The sequence below is a fragment of the Anaerotignum sp. genome (genome assembly GCF_031981185.1).
In the GTDB taxonomy this organism is placed as follows: Bacteria; Bacillota; Clostridia; order Lachnospirales; family Anaerotignaceae; genus Chakrabartyella.
Genome location: NZ_DALYUL010000003.1, coordinates 131,092 through 151,471, shown reverse-complemented (window position 1 = coordinate 151,471; position 20,380 = coordinate 131,092). Strand labels below are relative to the sequence as shown.

Below are 20,380 nucleotides of genomic sequence, written 5' to 3'. Positions count from 1 at the left end.
TAGTCTAGGAAAACCACCTGCATAGCAGGTGGCTAAGTTGAATTTTTTTGCTTTCTTGCGGCAAAAGCAATTAGGATTAATCATCTTTGTATTTATCGCTGATAGCCTTAAAATCATCAGCAAGAATTAGAAATGCTTTCACAAGCTCATCATCAAAATGCGTTCCTGAGTCACGGCAAATAATTTTGATGGCTTCTTCATGGGAAAAAGCTGGCTTATAAACCCTTTTGCTAGTCAAGGCATCATACACATCTACTAAAGCCACAATTCTGGCTGATAAAGGGATATTTTCACCTGAAAGACCATTAGGATATCCACTACCATCCCATTTTTCATGATGACTATATGCTATTTCTTTTGGAATTTGTAGAAAATCATCGGGACAGTCCACCAATTTCTCCGCCTTTTCTATGGCTTCCTTTCCTAATAATGTGTGTGTTTTCATAATCTCAAATTCTTCCAAGGTTAGTTTTCCAGGTTTTAGTAGAATTGCATCAGGAATGCCAACCTTTCCAATATCATGTAAAGGAACGGCATTCACGAGTTGTTCTATTGTTTTCTCATCCAAAAGGTGTGAATATTTTGATTTTTTCGCCAAATAGAGGCATAATTTCTGGGCATATAATTTTGTCCTTTGCAGATGATTTCCTGTTTCATTATCCCGAATTTCTGCAAGGCTAGACATGGCCATGATGGTTATTTCCTGTAAAGCTGTTACTTCTTTTGTTCTTCGTTTGACTTCATCTTCAAGATATTGATTCCTATTTTTTAGAATATCATTCGCCAGTTTAGCTGATAAATGGGCCCTAATTCTAGATGAAAAAATTTGGGGATTAACTGGCTTTGTTATGTAATCAACCGCACCAAGATTTAAGCCTATATTCTCATCTTCAGGCTCACTTTTAGCAGTAAGAAAAATTACAGGAATGTCTTTCAAGGCCTCATTCTCTTTTAACCTACGACATGTTTCATAGCCATCCATAATCGGCATCATAACGTCCAGTAATATAATATCCGGCGGCTCTTCTGTAATCAGCTTTAATGCCCGATCTCCATTTAAAGCAATTCTCACATGATATTGGTCCTTTAATAATTCCGAGAATAAAGTGATATTATCCGGTATGTCATCAACAACCATAACGGTATATTTTGTATCACTATCTCTAGTATTCATTTGTCCCCCTCCATTTCCGAAGTACAACCTCAGCTTCATCAAATTCATATCTTGCGATATAGGCATCTATTGTTTGAAATAAATCTTCGCCTAATATATTTCTTAGGGCAGGATTTATTTTGTTAAAATATGCTATGCTTTCTACATCTCCTTTTTCCAGCATTCCTGCTAACTTAAGAATGATTTCATCTGTGTTTTCGCTATATATCTCTTCTGTAGAAATTACTTGCTCTTTTTTTGTAGCCGCCAACACAATTTCCGCAGAAACTTTTTGAAATTCATTAGCCACTGCTTCTGCTGCTACTTTCAAATCATTAAGAGGACAATGCAATTCAGCCATTCTTTCAAGCTCACTAGAAAGTTGATATACCTTTGTGGCACCAATATTACCAGAAACTCCTTTTAGCTGATGGGCTTGGTTTTGTAGCAATACATAATCTTCTAAATTGTTTTTTATTTTTTCTACAATTTCTATCTGTTCTGTTGCAAAACTATAAAGAAGTTTATCATATAGATCCTTATTGCCTGAAAGACGGTATATTCCCATTTCAGTATCTACTCCATAAATAGCATCACAAGAATTTTCTGTGTTTTCTTCTGATTTATCAGTGTGGATTTTTGGATAGTCTTGCAAATTTGAAGTATTGCTTGTCTTTGCCCATTTCGCAACCATTTCCATCAGCAGTTCCGGATCAATGGGTTTGGCAATATGATCATTCATACCTGCTTGATAGCATTTCTCCTTTTCCTCATACATATTTCTGGCAGTCATTGCAATGATAGGAATTTGGGCGTCTATTTCTCGTATTTGTTTTGTGGCTTCAAATCCATCCATTTCAGGCATTTGAATATCCATGAAGATTAAGTCATAGGTGTCTGTTTCATTTTTAAAACGTTGCACTGCTTGGTATCCGTTATTTGAGATCGCTACTTTGCAACCTTGATTCTGCAAAAGCTCGCAAGCAATTTGCTGATTTACCTCGTTATCTTCCGCTAAAAGAATACGAACACCATGTAAAGATGAAATTGTTTCATATTGGGGTACTTCTTTCTGGGATATGGAGAGATCTTTGGCAAAGATATTTACAATTGTATCATACAAACTCGATTGGGAAATGGGTTTGGTTAAAAAAGCAGCTATGCCTAAACCTTGTGCGGACTTCTTCATTTCCTCCAAATCATAAGCAGTAACCAGTATTACCAAGGGCTTCATTTTAATTTCAGACAATGCATTTATGCATTTTACCGTCTCCATACCGTCCAATTCCGGCATATTCCAATCGATTAAAAGTAGTTGATATGGTGATTCAGAGCCATTTTTTTGTATTAATTCGATTGCCTGACTACCAGATGCAGCTAATTCCACTATGGCACCCAGATTTTCCATGTACTCTTTCATGATTTCTCCTGCCATAGGGTTATCATCTACGACTAGTGTTTTAATTTTTTTGATATCTTGAAGAGTGATATATTTTTTTGAGGCAGTGGTTTTGCTAATATCGAACCAAGCTGTAAAAGAAAATGTGCTTCCTACATTTTCTTCACTTTCCAGCCACAGCTTTCCGTTTCCGCCAAAGTCTTACTAATTGTAAGACCAAGCCCAGTTCCGCCATATTGTCTTGTGATTGTGTTATCAGATTGCGTGAATGCCTCAAATAATTTTTCCTGATTTTCTTTGGATATCCCAATACCGGTATCAGATACACGAAACTTTAAACAAACTTTCTTTTCTTTTTGCGCTTCTTGTGTTACATCAATGCGGATTTCGCCGGCATGAGTAAACTTAACAGCGTTGCTCATCAGATTCGTAATGATTTGCCCGAGGCGTAAGGGATCGCCAATAATTTGTACTGGTATATCACAAGGAAGATGATAAATGACTTCTAAATTTTTCTCCCTGGCCTTGGGTATCAAAAGTTCAATGGATTTTGAGAGCACTTCATCTAAATTAAACTCCAGATGCTCCATTTTTAACTTTCCAGCCTCTATCTTTGAAAAATCCAAAATATCATTGACGATACGAAGGAGGGAAGTGGCTGCATTGTTTATCTTGGAGAGATAATCTCTTTGTTTATCTGTTAATTGGGTTTGTAATGCCAAATAAGACATTCCTATTACCGCATTCATTGGGGTTCTGATTTCATGGCTCATGTTTGCTAGAAACATAGACTTTGCTTCTGTAGCGGCATTGGCTCGAATGAATGCATTCTGTAGTTCCATTTCCTTTTCTTTCAGCTCTGAAATATCAGTCAGAATGCCAATATAGCCACCAATGTCTCCATTGGAAGTATAATAGGCATTAACACAATATAACAGCGCTGTATCTTTTCCACTTATGTTTGAGACAATTTGACGAATTGTAGGTTTTCCAGTTTTTACTGACTCCTGACGCATCTCAGTAAATCTTTGGTATTTAGGTACATCCATCCAAGGGGTATCTTTGAGATTTAATCCATGATGTAGATTGGTATCCGTTTGATATACCCTTGTAAATTCTGAATTTGCCCCAAGGAAAATATCATCTTTGTCAACATAAAATATAGAACTTGGAATTACATCAATCAACTGGCTGATGAAGCGGCTTTGATCATCAAGGGTATTTTTTAAAAGCAGAGCTTCAGTGATATTTTCTTTGATACTCACATAGTAGGAAGTTTCGCCATTCTCACCGATAATAGGGGAGATTACTGCGCGTTCATAGAACTCATTTCCGTTTTTATCAATATTTGTGAATTCTCCAATCCATTTTTCGCCTCGAGTTATATTTTTCCACAGGGTTTTATATGTATCAGGCTGATTCTTATTTGATTTCAAAATACGGGTATGCTTTCCAATTACTTCATCTAAAGTATATCCTGTTACTTCTGTAAAATAGGGGTTTACATATTTAATGTTGCCTTGTTCATCTGTTATTACAATAGATAGGGGAGACTGTTCAATTACGCTGGAGTACAAACGAAGCTGTTCATTTTCTTCTTTTTTTAGATGAAGTTTTAATTCGGAGATGCTTAGTTGTTTCACACTTTTTGCGTATTTTTCCATCATCCACAGAATGCAATGAATGATTATGGCAACAGTAAAGCCTAATATTCCATCTTCTTGGTGATTTATGAAGGCAGAAAAAGCAGTTAAGATAAAAAGAAGCATATTTCCCAAATAAGCTATGAGAAATCTTTTTCTTGTAGCCTCACAGGTAATGAATCCAATCATTGCCAAAAATTGAATTTGGACAAGGACTCCATTGAGTACCACTGTGTTTATTTGCGTTTTTCCTATGAATATAGTCTCCTGATATAAAACATAAGACATTAATAGAAAAGAACTAAAATAGAGGGATAGATAAATTCCTGTTGCAATTTTTTTAGGAAATTTTTTTTCCTTTGTATTGTTACTTTCATTCATGGTGATCTAACTCCCTTCCAAGCACTAGATGATTTTTGTAGAACCTTTTTACTTTAAATAGTATTATTTTTATATATTATTTTTGAATGAAAGCATCTCACAAGTCATAAAATTGAGAGTTTCTCATAGTTTTGAAAAACATATTAGCTATGCCGGAGGGTTCTGGTCAACGGCTTTAATTCTTGGACAAATAAATAGTTATTTGGTATGATTTGGGCTTGTAGATTAATTTTACCAAAAACTTGTTGTTCTTGTCTATTTAATATGCAAATGATTTTCTAAATAATTAGATTTATTAATGGGATAATGAAATTTTACATCAGGGCAAATGAATTACAGATAATTAAAGAGAGGTTATTTATAGAATATGAACCATTCACGGATTTGATTGTTTGAAAATTTTATGCAAGTATATTTAAAGCGGTATACTTACTTACATAAAAAAAGTAGGCGAGGGGTCATATCCTGCCTACTTAGTAGTATTTAAGATTTCTTATTTATCTTTGTATCCACCACAAAAATCCACTGTAACATAAAGGTCTTTTCCTTTTTGACTAACACCAACACCTACAGAATCCATAGTAGGGTCAAGCAAGCTTTGAAATTGCGCAGCTGTTCTAATCCATTGGTGATAGATATTGGTAATGTCACCTCTGTGCTTGGCAATGACTTCGGATGCACTAGTAAAAGCGATTTTTTCATTTAAAATTCTTGTGAATGGAGTGCTACCATCGGTTCCTGTATAGTCAAGATAATTATTATCTACCATATCCTTGCTATGTGCCAATGCAACACTTGAAAGTTTCGGAACGTTTGTCAAAAGTGGCAGACCTTGCTCCTTTCGCTTTACCTGAATTAAATCTAGTAACTGAGTTTCTAAGGTTTCCCGCTCTGAAATCGTCAAGCCACTTTTCTCATTGTTGCCCAAAGTAAATGATCTTTCTTGCAACAAAATACCTCGAATGGTTCCCTCATAATCCAGAGGGATGCTGGCATAGGTTGTATCTGTTTCTACGATGCCGCTATGCTCAACCAGACTGATATAATTTAGCTGTTTTATGTTTGCAGAAGTACCTTCACCATTGGTGCCAAGATAAGAAAAATATTTTGTAGGAACAAAAATCTCTACTACCTTATCATCCATTAATGTCACGAAAAAATAATTTTCATAGTCATTTAGATAGATATATCTTTTTAGAGCATAAACGGTTGTATCAATTCTACTGGGTTCTCCCCAACTTTCTTTCAATTGTTTTGTGGTCTCGCCCAGAAAAACAGCTTTGTCTTTAATATAGACTGTTTCGTAAATATTTAAGTTTTTTTGTACGACTTCTGAGGAGGAATTGGTTTTTTCCGGTATGGTTTCTACAACTTCTTTCGAAGGCTGTTTGTTTTCATTAGTTGTTTCATTTTTGACATCTGCGGGCGTGGCTTTCTTTTCTGCATAATGGCATATTTTTACCAAACCAATGACTGCTTCCTGAAAGGTTAAGCCTCTCATAGGATAAAATTTACCGTCGTCATCTCCAACCAAGATGCCTGCATTCTTGATTTTGCCAATGACTTCAATAGAAGGCTTCTCTAAATTAGAAATATCAGAGAAAGCATATTTTTCTGTTCCTGGGTCTAAGGCGAAACCCCAGAGTTTTAAAATTCGATTAAGCAGTATAGCCAGTTGTTCACGCGTTAAGTTATCATTAGGCTTAAACTTTGTTGGTTCTGTTCCGCTAATGATTCCAGCTTCATAAGCTGCGATAACTGATGGATTATTACAGTCCGTAAAGGGACTTTGGCTTTTCGGAACCAATTTTTCTCCTTTGCTGTTCTCGTATAGAAGCACCACAATTTTACAAAATTCAAGTCTTGTAATTTCTCTTTTGGCATCCAGAAGGTTCTCTTCCGTAATCAATCCTTGATTATATGCAAACTCCATGGAGACTTTTGCCCATGGATCAGCATTTGTCACGATTGCCCCAAAGACGGGCATGGTGCCACTCATTGCCATAAGCAGCATCATAATTAGTGCGACAAACCGCTTCATGCTATCATCCTTTCTGTTTTTAATTTCAAACCTTTTTTGAGCTATATCAATATTGGAGGAAGTAGATTACTCCTTCAATAGGCCCTACAGAGCAATTTTTTGCAAAGAAGGATTGGTCATATTCTTATCTGAACTTTAGGAAAATATTCCTCAAATACAAAAAAACGGTATAATTATGATGAAAATAAGAATATTTTTGTATGATATTTTATTAATCTCGTTTGCTTATAAAACTATAGTAATACCATACATATCAACCATTAGGTAAGATAAATAAACTCTCATGATTACTTGTTTTTCTTGATATAGGCCTTAATTTTTTTATTTTGCAAGGGCGTTTAGGCCTTTAAATCACTTTATAACAAAAAAATCGGCAAAATCTATGAATATTATACCATAATATCCAAAAAACGCAAAAAAAAATAAATGGTAACTTTTCCCTATGGGAATTAAGAATTAGGATGAAACCAAAACAAATAGGGATGGGATTGTCCCATCCCTATTTTTCAAGAGAAATGAAAAATAGTCAATTATAAGATTATAATGAAGATACAGGTTAAATATTTCAATCAAGAGAAGGGTTTTTGGATTGCCTACTTTGTTCCATTGTTCCTGGGGGAGAGGTCTTAATTCTAAAAATAAAATAATAATATTTAAATAAAATCAAAAATACAATGAATCCTTTACCATAGGCGTTATGCATCATAAGAAAAGCGAATATAAGCATACAGGATACAGGAATTAAGATACAAAGTTTTGTTTTTAATGTCATTGAGCGGTTTTTCTCAAAGCTTTCCAAGTTATTCTTATAGATTTTAGTTGCTTTAAACCATCTGTTGAAACGTTCTGAGCCTTTGGCGAAGCAAAAAGAAGCCAAAAGTAAAAATGGAGTTGTAGGCAGAAGGGGAGCAACCACACCAACTGCACCAATGCCGAAAAATAAAAAACCCAACCCAATAAATATGTATTTCAGTTTGATCATCTCCTTAAAATTTTAGAATGAATCAAATGGCTCATGGCGGCAACAGGATGATAGAGAAGCATCCTGGGGCCGGAAAAAGCCATTACAACTTTTATTTTCTCCCGCATGGAAACATTATAGCAATGAACTTTGCAAATACTGCAAAAGGTTTTTGTTTCCATGAAAGGACAATGTTCAATTTTTTGATAAGCATAAGAAAGAAGTTTATCACACTCTTCACATAAACATACTGATGTTTTGTGTTTTTTAACACAAAATAATTTTATCATGAAAAGGATCATTTTTTTTCTTTATTTATTTTTATATGATTCATAAAACCCTAGGAAGCAGCTTCAAATTCAAAAAAGCTTCAGAAAGCTTATTCCACTTTGTGTAGCTGAGCACAAACCCTCTCTATAAAGTCCTGCACTTTGTCAGATTAATTTTTAAGTGGTACTTTTTATAATAATCTTTTTTGTATTTTGAAATCTGCAATTCCTAGCTGAGGCGTCCCCTTTCTGCTGAAATAATTTTTGAAGCAATGCCTAAAGTTGATTTTCTATGAGAAACCAAAAGGATTGTGACATTTTTGGCTTCATAAAGGGATTTTAAAATAATTCCTTCATTTAAACTATCAAGATTACTTGTGGGCTCATCCAAAAGCATAAACGGCGCACCTGAGAGAAAGGCTCTTGCCAAACCAATTCGTTGTTTTTCCCCCCCAGAAAGCTTGTCTCCCAATTCTCCGATGGAGGTATCATAGCCTTTTGGTAGTGTTTCCACAAAGTCGTGGAGGGCAGCTTTTTTCGCCGCTGTAATTATTTCTTCTTGTGTAGAATCGGCTTTTGCAAGGCGAATATTATTACCAATGGTATCATGAAAAAGATAGGTTTCTTGTGTACAGTAGCTTTCACTGTTACGCAAGGATTTTGTATTGATTTCCTCTATCTCTGTATCAGAAAGTGTAATACTTCCTGTGCTTTTATCCCAAAACCGCATGAGAAGCTTTAATAGGGTGGACTTTCCACAGCCACTTTTTCCATGAATCCCAATGATATTTCCATTTGGGATATCAATAGAGAGATTTTCTAATATTTTTTCTTCGCCGTAACCAAAGGTCAGGTTTTTGCATTGAGCGTCATAAAAAATTATATCTTTTCCATCCGTTTTTTCTACAACTTCAGGTGTTTCCTCCAGAAGTGAAAGAACACGTTCTCCACTTGCTAGGGTATGGGCTAGATTATTGGAGAGATTACTTAAGGCAACAACAGGGCCAAAGGAGCTCATAAGGGTCACTGTTGCAAGTAAGGACTTTTCAAATGACAGAATCCCTTTAGAAAAAAGTGTCATTGCTGAAAAAAGCATGATTGCCGTAAATGCAAGGATTGCGATTTCAGTAATTGCTTTTGTAAAACCTTCGGCATCTTTTAATTTCTTCTGTTTATCTGACAAAACTTTTGTAATGTCATTGATTTCATGCAGACGAGTTACTGTTTGACCATATTGGATAAGTTCATCAAGTCCACGCAAGCTTTCCAAAAAAGAAGAGTTTAGATTGCCAATCGTATTGCGGTAATCCATTCCAATATTTTTTATTTTTTTACCATTTCGTAACGGGATGATGGCACCAACACAAAAATAGGAAACAGCGGCGATAGCCCCAAGAATGGGTGAGAGGCTTCCTATAAAGATTACAAAAAGTATAGAAGTAATGATGCCAATTGCAATAGGGGAAATGGTGTGGGCATAAAAAACCTCTAGCAATTCAATATCTTCTGTGATAATGGAAATTAAGTTTCCTTTGTTTCTTCCTTCCAGCTTAGCAGGACATAGGCAACGCAATGCACGAAACACTTTATCCCGTATGATGGCTAATAGCTTAAAAGCAATGTAGTGATTACAACTCTGTTCTCCATAGCGAAAAAAACCACGTAATACAGCAAAAAGTATTAGCAGGGTTAAAATTGTTTTCAAGCTGAAATAAACTTCAAAACCAAGGATTTTCATTGCCGCACTGGTTCCTAAGATAGTAAGAGATATGGAACAGAGATACCCCATCACACCCAAAAAGATTGCCATAAACATAAAGTGGAGCAGTGGTTGAATGAGCCCAATGAGACCTGCCATTATCTTTATTCCGCTTCTACGCATATTGAGCACCACCTTTTCCATATTCCTCCAAAAGCTTCTGTTGACTGAATAGCTGGCTATAGAGAGAATAGGTCTCCATCAGTGCGCTATGGGTGCCATTTTGGAGAATGTGCCCTTCTTCCAAAACATAGATACAGCTGGAATTCACAACATTTGCAAGGCGATGGGAGATTAAAATTACTGTTTTTGTTTTCGCTAGCTGCTCAATTGCTTCCATAATATACGCCTCACTCTCTACGTCTATATTTGAAGTAGCTTCATCAAAGATATAAATAGGGGTATCATGCAGCAATGCCCGAGCCAGAGCCAGACGTTGCCGCTGACCGCCGGAGAGATTGCTTCCGTGTTCTGCAATAGAGGTTTCTAGTCCTTTTTCATTTAGAATAAAGTCTAAAAAATTTACACGTTGGAGAATGGAATAAAGCTCCTCATCAGTTGCGTCTGGTTTTGCCATTCTTAAATTATAAGCGATGGTTCCCTGAAACAGATAGCTATTATGGTTTACAAAAGTAATGCTTTCCATCAGGCTTTTTTCACTAAGTGTTTTTAATTCTATTCCGCCAATTTGTATACTGCCCATATAGCCCTTTAAAGCGCCTTTCAGAAGTCTTGCTAACGTAGATTTTCCACAGCCACTTTTGCCCACTAACGAAATAAACGCATTTTTCGGAATTGCGAAAGAGATATTTTGAAGTGCATTTTTGTCATTCTCATAGTGAAAGGATACATTTTTGAAAAGAATATCAAGGCCTTCAATTTTTGCGGTACCCTTTTCCGGAATGGGGCAGTCCAAAATTTTAAACATTTTGTCTGCTGCTGCTATCCCATTCATTGCAATATGAAAGAAAGAGCCCAAAAGTCTGAGTGGGATAAAGAATTCTGCGGAAAGCAAAATAATTGCCATTGTTTGAAATAAGCCAATGCTGCCCCTGGAAAATTCTATAACAGCAACAAGGATACCCATTGCAGCACCGCCATAGGCAACCAAATCCATAACAGAGATAGAGTTTAGTTGCATTGAGAGAACTTTCATTGTAATTTTGCGAAAAGTTTCCGCATTTGCATTCATTTCCTTCTGCTTCAGCTCATCTGCCTGATAGATTTTTAAGGTAGTCATTCCTTGTAAATTTTCCAAAAAAGAATCTCCTAAGTCGGTGTATGCTGTCCAATATTTGCTTAACAATTTTTTAGCGAATTTTTGAACTGCAATTATAGAAACAGGTATTAAAGGAACACAAAGAAGCAGGATAACAGCTGCTTTAAAACAAATAGTTGAAAGAACAAAAAACAAGGTAATTGGAGCAATAAGGCTATAAAAAAGTTGAGGCAAATATTGCGAGAAATAAATTTCAAGTTGATTTATCCCTTCGGTGCTAATTTGCACAACCTCAGCTGTGGAAATTTTATCATTATAGCTGGTACCGATTTGAGCAAGTTTTGTATATATTTTTTCTCTCAAAAGTTTTTTCACTTTTTTTGAAGATTGAAAAGCAGTTTTTGATGAAAATAGATTGGCAAAAAAACGAAGACTGCCAAAAAGTATCAGTATCACCCCGATTTTTTGCGCCAAAGGGATGTCCAAAGTTTTATGATGGTAGGTTGAATCTATCAAAAAGCTGATAGATAGCATGATAAAAATATTGCAAAACAGACTAAACCATTGTAAAACAACCGTTGCCACAATATATTTTTTTATATTTGGTGCAAGTTCTAAAAGACGCTTATGAAACATAAAAAAGGCCCTCCTAAATAAAAAGTAGATACGCTAGTTTGTGCGCATCTCTTAAAATTTAAACGGGCGAGGTTTATGGCAAAACTATAGCATACTCATTCTTTGATGTCAATTTAAAAAGGATGATTTTGCTTAATCAGGTGTTGACAAAAAAAACGAGGAGTGTTATTTTCAAAATATAAGAAGTTAGCATAGGAAAACTGATGCAAAAATGAAAAGGTACAGGCTGTCCAGAAATATGAGAGCTAAAAGAAATAATCCATGATAAGGTATAGAGAGGAGATGGGGGAATGAAAAAAGGAACGGTTTTAGATGGTTTTACGGAAGCACAATTGAAGTATATCTTAATCATAAGTGCATTGCAGGATTCCTATGCTACATTGACTGGGGTATCGGAAAACTTGGGTGTGAAAAAACCAAGTGCTTGCCGAATGATATATCAGCTAAAAGATATGGGTGTACTAAAAACCGATGAAAGCACTCGATTTAAAAGAGTTTTTTTAACGGAATTAGGAAATAGTATTGCAGCGATGCTGGAGCACCAGCAATATATGATGTACAGACTGTTGACGCAGCAATTGGGTACAAGCTCGGAAACTGCTCAGCGTCAAGCTGAAAAACTTCTAGGAAAGCTAGAACCAGAGGTAGTTTCTCTTTTAGAGGTAAAATTCAATGGGTTTTGTGAAGAGGTAAATTTTCAAGAAAAACTATATGATGCAAAGGAATGGAAGAACTCAATGGAAGGCAACTATTTCATTCCCTTTAAAATTTTAAAGGCTGATAGTGATATGATTTCCATGGGCAATAAAGGTTTTGAGCACCCTTGTGTATTGGTGTTTAACAACGAAAAACAAGAGGTTATATTAAAAGCCAGAGACATATTTTACAAATCCATTCTAGGAAAATGCCTACATGGAAAATTAAGTTCTATGAAGTATAAAAATAGGGAGACAGATACATTTCAACTTGCGGAGTGCACAAATTCTATTTACAGATTACCGTTAAGGGAAATGAAATGCAAATATGATTCTCAAGGCAAGATCATATCAGGAGCAATTAGAATTAGGGCAAGAGCCACTGTCGGTGTTTTTCATATGGCTGAGGCAGAAGCAGATTTGATGCTTGACTTAGGATCTGTAGAAATAAACAGTAGATGAAAGAATATATACAGTATGATTAACAATGATTTTTGATTAAGGAGTAGCCTCGAATTTTTAGCAGAATTTTGAAAATTGGTTTGACAACAATCATAGGATATGTTATATTTATTTTGTAGTTAGTTATAACTAACATATGGAGCATATCATACTTGCTGTTTCCATATTGATGAAAACGGGCGAGGTTTACATCAAGCAGATCATTGTTGCCATAAATATTGCGTAAATTTTCAAGGAATGACCTTTGAGTCATTCCTTGTACTATTTTTACGGGAAATTAGTCTAGGCTAATGAATGGTAGCAGCATAGCGAAACATAGAAGTATGATAAACTTACGAATACAGTAAGAGAAAGGACTTTGTACCATACACGCTAGTTAGTTTATGATAACTGGTGTGTCAGGACTACTTAAAGTTAGGATGATAAATTGTTTATAATGGCCGAGATATGAAATCTTTTTGCAAATGAGGTACTTCGGTCTAATTATAAAAAATAGAATGAAAAGGAAGTGGATAAGTAGGATTCATGAAATGCAAAAAAATGGAGCAACAAGGCAAAAACCGGTTTTTGCTCAAAAAGAGCAGTCAATAATAACTTATCATTTATTTACAAAAAAGGAGGAAATAATATGAGAAATTTATTAAAGAAAATTGTAGGTTTGAGTATGGCGACAATGATGGCATTGAGTATGGGGGTTGTAGCGTTTGCCCAAGACGCACCTGGATATGTGACATTCTTTAAAAGTGGTAGCAGCACAGTGGTTTCAATGACACAAAAAGCCATTGGTGGATACTCAAATAAGGTTCGGATAGGTGACAACTATGTTTACACTATTAATCTTCAGACTTTTGAAATGACAAAGATGGGGCTTTCTGGCGAGGGGTACATGACAGGTATTACATTGGGTTCAGAGGCCAAGAATGCAGGTATTACTGCATCGGTAACCAATGGTGGTGATACGTTAATTGTATCTGTTCCAACAAATCTTGTAATCAATGGGAATTCTGCAAAATACGATGCAAAGATCGAAGCGGAGGTTGAGCTTTTATGGGGAATCAAATTTGATATGCCTTCTTCAGTGAATCTTGCTATTACTGATTCACAGTTGACATATTCAGAATAATATCTCCACTATTTACATTGAATCAATAAAAAGAGCCGAAGGCTTAGCGGCTTTTGGCTCTTTTATGATACTGCATATTTTTAGTGAAAGGATACTAGGAAAGAACTTGAATTGCTGTACAAAAAGTTTTAAAGGAAGCTCAATATAGGGGGAGTGAACCAAATTGAAATATAAAAAGTATTTGACAATGTTTTTGGCGGGTACGTTAGTCGTGTCATCATCGCCAACAAAGATATTTGCAGAATCAAATGAACAGCAGGTGGAACAACAGGATACAGGAGAAACAAAAGCTGATAAAACAGTGGTAGGAGAAACAGTTGCAACAGATACAGAGGAGGCAGACACCGGAGAGACGCATACCGAAGAAGCAGGCACCGAAGAAGAAGACACAGGAGAAGCAGACACAGGAGAGCCAGATACCAAAGAAGCGGACACCGGAGAAGCAGACACTGAAGAAGATGCCGGAGATTTAGGCTCTGGTGAACCAGAAACAGGTAAAACAGAAACGGAAGAAATTGGCAGCACAGAGAATGAAGAAACAGAAAATGAGGAAGCAGAAATAACAAAAGGAATGGAAAATACGGAGGAATCCGAAAATATAAATGAAGTTGAAGAGGTACTAACGCAGGAAACAAATTTAATTGAGTCCAGTTTTCTTGAGGTCAGTTCGGTTACTGTTGAGGGGCCTATAATTACAACTCATGATAGCGACGATATCAGTCAAACCTACTATGCAAACAATACAACAGTAAGTGTCGAGATGGCTGTACCAGAAAATACCCAAGTGTACTATACAATAGACGGCACAGATCCAATAGAGAGTGAAACAAAAAAGCTGTTTAGCGAGACATTTACTGTGACGGCCACAAGCACTGAGGCTGAAACAGTAACAATTAAAGCTGTAGCTACCCAAGAGGGAATAGAAGGAGAAGACGGTACAACCCAATATTCTGAATTAGTTACCAAGGAAATAGGTTTTATTGCAGCAGTTGAAGTTTCGGAACCTGTGATTAAAACATATGACAGCAGTGGGGATTATCAGGAGAATTATTCCTATTTATCTCCAGTAACAGTTGAAATTAATGCACCCTTTAATACAGAAGTGTTCTTCACAACAGATGGTTCAGACCCCACACAAAGCAATACAAAGCAGCTTTATGAGGGTTCGTTTACTGTTTCACTTCCCATGGCACAGTATATGACGGGAGGAACAACAGAAATAAAAGCGGTGGTCAGAACAGGTGTTGAGTGTGGCAATGGGGATATGGTTTATGTTTATTCTAATTTAGCGAGTGGTAGCATTGTATTTCGAGCTGCAACATCTTTAAAGAATCCAACAATAAAAGCTACGCAGAAAATAAGCGGCGCAAGTACAACAACATCTTCACTGCAGAAGAGTATTTCAAATATACCAAACAATGAAACTGTGGTGATTGAGATTACCCATACAAACGATCCTTCAAGTAAAATATTATATACTTTAGACGGTACCGATCCAAGGGAGAGTGAAACGGCATTAGCTTATACTGATGAATTTTCAATAACAGCCAACAGCCTAGCAGCTGAATCCGTTGTTATTAGAGTTACTGTAGAAGTTATGGACGGTACACAAAAAACATATACATCTCCCAGAAAACTCACTCTGAATTTTTTGCAGGAAGATATTGCTGCACCTGAGATTTCTTTGACTACACTGGAAGATGGTGAATCAAAGTATAGAAATGCTGCAGAGGTAACAGCAAATATAACAAATTATGATGTGCAGTTGGGATATGTGTATACCCTTAATGGAACAGACCCAACTTTGGAAAGCAGCGTTTATGATAACAGCACAGGAATTGTGGGTATTAAAGCTCCCTCACAAGCAGGGGGCAAGGTCACCATTAAGGTAGCAGCGGTAAAGAATGGGAAATATCTGTCAGACATTACTACAAAGGAAATTTATTTTAAATCGGCAGATACTTTTGAGCTAACGCAAGGAGACTATATTGCGGATTTTGCTATAGTTTGTAATGATGAGGACAATGCATGGTTAAAGGATTACATAGACGCGAAGGATGTTGAACTTAACGTAGACAATGAAGGAAAAGTGAATCTTACAATACGTTTTGTTGAGAAAACTACTGATAAGTTGGCTGTTGAATCTTATAAGTTCAAATCAGCAAAACTAGTAAATCATGAAGGTGATGAAACAGACCTTATTTTCGAAGAACCGTCTGAGATAAAGTCTTATGCTTACAGTTCAAACAGCACCTATGTCATAAAAACGGTAACGGTACCTATGGAATTCCTTTCCGCAGATGTTTCAGTGCAATTTCAAAATAGTAACGGTGTGTGGATAAACTTTGTATTCACTCTAAATTCACAGCCAAAACCAACGTCGGAAAAAACAATTGACAATTCGGCTCTGAATTATTCAATAAAAGCTGATAGCAAAGCGTTTTGTTATGATGGATATAGGCAAAGCAAATTCCCCATTAAGATTCAATTTAAAAACAGAGGTTATTCAGCGACAAGACCTATGGTATATTATTTTAGCACGGATGACGCAGAAGCAATAAGCTTTGATTCCAGATCAACGAATTTACCGGTTGTAGATTCTTTAGCGGTTGCTACGAATTACCAGGGAGCGGATGAGGATGCATACGAAATATTTACCAAAAGCAATGATCCACATACCCTTAATGTAAGAGTAAAGGGTTATGTGGAAGGCTTAGGTTGGACAGACGAAATTTCTATCCCATTAGAGTTCAATAAAAGGGCTTTACCAAGTGAAATTGAAGATGCTAACGGTTCGAACATTAAACTGACGACTACAGGAACGTTTTATGACGGCAAAAGTGATCTAGGATACACCATACCGTATGATACAGTTTTTAAAGTGGATACCGAAGAAGATAAAACAAAATTAGGAATTTATTCTAATTTAATTTCACAGGTCAATTCGGACCATGGTAGTAGCAAGAAAAAGGTACTAAATATTACCTTGGCAACACCAAGCGGTGAGCAAGTGAAAGTTTTGGATGCTTTCGGAGAATTTAAGGAGTCTTTCCTTAGTATTCCACAAACCGAAAGTTTTCTTGTGGAAGCGGTTTCGGTGTATCATATTAATAAAGCCGGAACGGAAGCCATATTGCTTCCCCGTTATGCTGGAAGCAATGAAATGGGATATGGGATGTACAAAATAACGAATGAATATCCAGATGGGGTGTATGTGTTGGTTGCAGGAGAGAATGCTGATATGCCTGCTCTAGCAAGTGGATACTATTACGCAACTGCAAGACTAAAGGACAGCAATAATAAGTTTGAAAACAATGAATATGAAGATATGATAGACAGCAAGTATCAACAAGGATATGCAATGCTGGACATCAGAACTTATTCAAAATATTTGTATCTTCCTCTTGCTCACAAGAATGGCGAGTATGTAAAAGAATTCTATTACTACGATTATACAAAGAATGCATATAAGAAAGCAGCCGTTGAGGAAACCTATACAGTAAATGGTGAAAAATATGTAAAACTAGCTAAAATACCCATAACTACAAAAAAGGCTTATTTAAATGTGTATTTTACAACCTCAGCAGGAAAAACCCAGTACGGAATCATGGAAATGGATTACAGCAGTGTCAGTTCGGCAGCGGGGATACCTACCCAAGGGCCAAAAATGACAACGGAAACAGGAGCTATGTCATATGTGAATGATGGTAAGGCTCTTGTGTCCCTTGCCACTGCGTCAGAAAATGCAAAGATTTACTATACCTGTACCAGTGGGAAAACAGGCATAGATCCTGATACAACAAAGGCAAGCCAAATTTTTAGAAATCCCTTTGAGTTATCCACAGAAAATAAAGAGGGTGAGATTTTTACCATTCGTGCTGTTACAGTGAAAAATGGATTTATCACCTCTGATATTATGGAATTTAAGATTTCATTTAATAAGGAAGGAATGGCAGCGGTAACGGCGGAAAAGCCAATTATTTTTGCCAAATACAATAGTGGGGATGTGGCGGCAAATGGCATCTATACTGTGAAAATAGCAAATGCAACTGAGGGAACTACAGTTTATTATACTACGGATGGATCCCAGCCTTCAGAGCAAAATGGCACCTTATATACAGAAAGCTTTGAGGTACCTGCTATTACAAATGATAACCCCACAGTCATTCGGGCAATTGCCATAGGTGCAAATATAAATGCTTCGGAGATTGCTCAAAAAACCATTGCTTTCTCATCAAATTGGTGGGATAACATGGAACCGGGTTACAGCTATGAAGTACAGATAAAAATGCTTAATTTTGCCAATAATAGCCTGTTATCTATGGGAAATGGAGCCTTAACAGGTAAGGCAATCTTATCGGTGGATACTGAGGGAAATCACTTTTTAACTGTACCTTTTCAAGGAATCAATATGGGTGCCGGATTGGGGTATTTGATTGATATGTGGTACTTCGAAAACGAAGACGCAACGGGAGAGGATATATGGAAAGATACAAAGATTCAAGGTGAATATACGTATTCAGTTTCTGGTAAGATTACAACAGTAACCATACCACTATTTAACGATCATGCTAAGGTATCCGTTGGTATCGAATCGGATTTTCAGGCCATGGGTAAGCAAAGGGCTACTTTATCAATGGATTATTCCAAGGTCATCGAAGCGGTTACAGGTGATGTTGTTGTGGTGGAAAAACAGGTGGATTCCCCAATCATAGATGGAGTGTTAAATGCCAAAGGTGATGCCATGACGATTACAATTTCTCTGCCATCGGCTAGTGAAGTGCAGGATGCTGATATTTACTATTTTGTTAGTAGAAAAGACGATATTGATGTTGATAAAATAGTGAAAAATAAATATTCCGGAGCTTTTACGATTAGCAAATCTGAGGCGGCTGCTTTTGGAGGGATAGATGGCACAGTGAATGTACTTGCGGTGGCTGTAAAGAATGGATACATGGATTCTCTTGTAAATGTAAAAAAACTCACTTTTAATACATCAGCTATAGATCCTACCAAGCCGATTGAGGGAGCAGTTGACGTCACAAAGGACGGAAAATACTGGGTATACATAAGCCTTTATAAAGCCAATGATAACGAGCTTTCTATGGGAAATGTGGCATTTGAAAATAATTCTAAGGCCCTTATTGTAACAAGCGGTGGAAAGTCGGTGATTCAAATGGGCTCTAATCCTGTAAAGATACCTCCATATTATTCGGCTCTTCAGGAGTTCCAGTTTAAGAATGCGGGAGGGACATATCAGCTTGCCACTGAATTAGAGACAAAGGAGATTAAAACCACTTATAACGGAGTTGACTATACCTTTGATTATTTGAAGAAATTTGAATTTACCTTACCCAGCGTAACAGAGAATTATATTGATGTAAAGGTAAAAGTTCCCTATACCATTATGGATTCCGCAGTTGGAGATAGTGCAATTCCTGCAAGGCTTAAAATTGATTGGAGCGGAATTACTGTTGCCAAGGATTCCGATGAGCTTCGTACCAGTGATTCTGTGGCGGAAAGCTCGATTGCCATTCAGAGTAGCCCTATTGATAAAACAGACCCTAAAACGGGAATTCGACTTGTGGCTCTAGCTGACATTTTAATGGAAGGCACAACGCTTGCCACCGCAGAAATCAAGACGGGGGCCCAGTTTAAATTGGTACAGAAAGCCATTGGGGATGAATTTACCAAGTTTACCGCATTTAGTATTCTTGCAATGTTAGATGACAAAGAAACAACACCATTAGGGAATGTAAAAATATATATTCCCATTCCCGAGGGTCTTGATGAACAAAGAGTGGCTTTATACAGAATTAATGAGGACGGAACAAAAACGCTTGTTCATGGAGTTGTGAATCATGGAGGCTTAATACCCGCTGCAAGTGGGATGAAACCAAATTATTTTGAATTTGAAACTGACAAACTTGGTTTATTTGTATTGGTTGAAACGGAAGAAATTTTAAATATTCCTGTTATAGCTGAAGAGATTGAAGAAAAAGAGTTGTTTGATGATATTTCTGGTCACTGGGCAAAAGAGTACATTATAAAGGCTGTTGGAATGGGCCTTTTTCATGGTATGAGCGACATTAGCTTTGAACCAAATGTAAAGATGACAAGAGGTATGTTTGTCACAGTGCTTGGAAAAATAGAAGGAATTACGTCCAAAACCTATAGAGGAGACAAATTCAGCGATGTTAAGGATGGAGATTACTATTCTTCCTATGTGCTTTGGGCATCGGATATGGGAATTGCAAAGGGCATCAACGATAATAATTTTGCTCCAAATGCACCTATTACCAGAGAGCAGGTGGCCGCTATGCTTGCAAAATATGCACAGTTGAAAGGAATAGACCTGCAAAGTAGCGGAAATCATGAATTTGTGGATGCCGCTGCAGTCAGTGATTGGGCGAAGGACGGTGTAGAAATGCTTGCAAAAGCAGGCGTGCTTAGTGGCCGTGAGAATAGAACCTTTTCGCCTAAGGATGCTGCATCAAGGGCGGAAGTAGCCGTTATGCTTGTCAGGTTTTTGGAACAATATATGCCTTCTAGAGGAGCGTTGGAAACGGAAAAAATATAAAAAATCCCGGGTTTTGTCCCCTTTTGTTTCACACAATTAAAATAGGCAGAGCCCTTCCG

The 20,380-nt window shown here is 36.8% G+C and carries 11 protein-coding genes; 3 read left to right on the top strand and 8 right to left on the bottom strand.

The window, feature by feature from the left end:
• Positions 1 to 76: 76 nt before the first annotated feature.
• The 8 genes from RTK36_RS02675 to RTK36_RS02640 form a co-directional block, all read right to left on the bottom strand.
• The gene (locus RTK36_RS02675; RefSeq protein ID WP_312044062.1) at positions 77 to 1,174 is read right to left on the bottom strand and encodes an HD-GYP domain-containing protein; all 1,098 of its coding nucleotides are present in this window, start codon (positions 1,172 to 1,174) and stop codon (positions 77 to 79) included.
• Complete coding sequence (locus tag RTK36_RS02670; protein ID WP_312044145.1) at positions 1,164 to 2,618, bottom strand: response regulator; 1,455 nt, start codon at positions 2,616 to 2,618, stop codon at positions 1,164 to 1,166. The genes RTK36_RS02675 and RTK36_RS02670 overlap by 11 nt, the downstream gene beginning before the upstream one ends.
• Before the next feature lie 86 nt (positions 2,619 to 2,704).
• Positions 2,705 to 4,576, bottom strand: coding sequence for a PAS domain S-box protein (locus RTK36_RS02665; protein ID WP_312044060.1), 1,872 nt, complete (start codon positions 4,574 to 4,576; stop codon positions 2,705 to 2,707).
• A gap of 493 nt (positions 4,577 to 5,069) precedes the next feature.
• Positions 5,070 to 6,617, bottom strand: a complete 1,548-nt coding sequence (locus tag RTK36_RS02660; RefSeq protein WP_312044058.1) for an S-layer homology domain-containing protein — start codon at positions 6,615 to 6,617, stop codon at positions 5,070 to 5,072.
• 565 nt (positions 6,618 to 7,182) lie between these two features.
• Positions 7,183 to 7,599, bottom strand: a complete 417-nt coding sequence (locus tag RTK36_RS16545; protein WP_312044056.1) for a YbaN family protein — start codon at positions 7,597 to 7,599, stop codon at positions 7,183 to 7,185.
• The gene (locus RTK36_RS16540; RefSeq protein ID WP_312044054.1) at positions 7,596 to 7,880 is read right to left on the bottom strand and encodes a nitrous oxide-stimulated promoter family protein; all 285 of its coding nucleotides are present in this window, start codon (positions 7,878 to 7,880) and stop codon (positions 7,596 to 7,598) included. Before RTK36_RS16540 ends, RTK36_RS16545 begins: the two co-directional genes overlap by 4 nt.
• A gap of 196 nt (positions 7,881 to 8,076) precedes the next feature.
• Complete coding sequence (locus RTK36_RS02645; RefSeq protein ID WP_312044052.1) at positions 8,077 to 9,729, bottom strand: amino acid ABC transporter ATP-binding/permease protein; 1,653 nt, start codon at positions 9,727 to 9,729, stop codon at positions 8,077 to 8,079.
• Positions 9,722 to 11,461 carry an ABC transporter ATP-binding protein/permease gene (locus RTK36_RS02640; protein ID WP_312044050.1) on the bottom strand — a complete coding sequence of 580 codons (1,740 nt, stop codon included), beginning with the start codon at positions 11,459 to 11,461 and terminating at the stop codon, positions 9,722 to 9,724. Before RTK36_RS02640 ends, RTK36_RS02645 begins: the two co-directional genes overlap by 8 nt.
• 290 nt (positions 11,462 to 11,751) lie before the next feature.
• Between RTK36_RS02640 and RTK36_RS02635 the strand changes: the two genes are divergently transcribed.
• The 3 genes from RTK36_RS02635 (at position 11,752) to RTK36_RS02625 (ending at position 20,321) form a co-directional block, all read left to right on the top strand.
• Positions 11,752 to 12,618 (top strand): hypothetical protein, encoded by an 867-nt coding sequence (locus RTK36_RS02635; RefSeq protein WP_312044048.1) that lies wholly within the window; start codon positions 11,752 to 11,754, stop codon positions 12,616 to 12,618.
• A 628-nt stretch (positions 12,619 to 13,246) separates the two neighbouring features.
• Positions 13,247 to 13,741: a hypothetical protein gene (locus RTK36_RS02630; protein WP_312044046.1), complete on the top strand. Its 495-nt coding sequence runs from the start codon at positions 13,247 to 13,249 to the stop codon at positions 13,739 to 13,741.
• A gap of 163 nt (positions 13,742 to 13,904) precedes the next feature.
• Positions 13,905 to 20,321, top strand: coding sequence for an FN3 associated domain-containing protein (locus tag RTK36_RS02625; protein WP_312044043.1), 6,417 nt, complete (start codon positions 13,905 to 13,907; stop codon positions 20,319 to 20,321).
• Positions 20,322 to 20,380: the final 59 nt, after the last annotated feature.

What these genes read in the sequence shown, in the direction of transcription:
- RTK36_RS02645 (WP_312044052.1), bottom strand. Translation starts at nt 9,729, where the DNA reads ATGCGTAGAAGCGGAATAAAGATAATGGCAGGTCTCATTGGGCTCATT.
- RTK36_RS02630 (WP_312044046.1), top strand. Translation starts at nt 13,247, where the DNA reads ATGAGAAATTTATTAAAGAAAATTGTAGGTTTGAGTATGGCGACAATG.
- RTK36_RS16540 (WP_312044054.1), bottom strand. Translation starts at nt 7,880, where the DNA reads ATGATCCTTTTCATGATAAAATTATTTTGTGTTAAAAAACACAAAACA.
- RTK36_RS02675 (WP_312044062.1), bottom strand. Translation starts at nt 1,174, where the DNA reads ATGAATACTAGAGATAGTGATACAAAATATACCGTTATGGTTGTTGAT.
- RTK36_RS02660 (WP_312044058.1), bottom strand. Translation starts at nt 6,617, where the DNA reads ATGAAGCGGTTTGTCGCACTAATTATGATGCTGCTTATGGCAATGAGT.
- RTK36_RS02640 (WP_312044050.1), bottom strand. Translation starts at nt 11,461, where the DNA reads ATGTTTCATAAGCGTCTTTTAGAACTTGCACCAAATATAAAAAAATAT.
- RTK36_RS02635 (WP_312044048.1), top strand. Translation starts at nt 11,752, where the DNA reads ATGAAAAAAGGAACGGTTTTAGATGGTTTTACGGAAGCACAATTGAAG.
- RTK36_RS16545 (WP_312044056.1), bottom strand. Translation starts at nt 7,599, where the DNA reads ATGATCAAACTGAAATACATATTTATTGGGTTGGGTTTTTTATTTTTC.
- RTK36_RS02665 (WP_312044060.1), bottom strand. Translation starts at nt 4,576, where the DNA reads ATGAATGAAAGTAACAATACAAAGGAAAAAAAATTTCCTAAAAAAATT.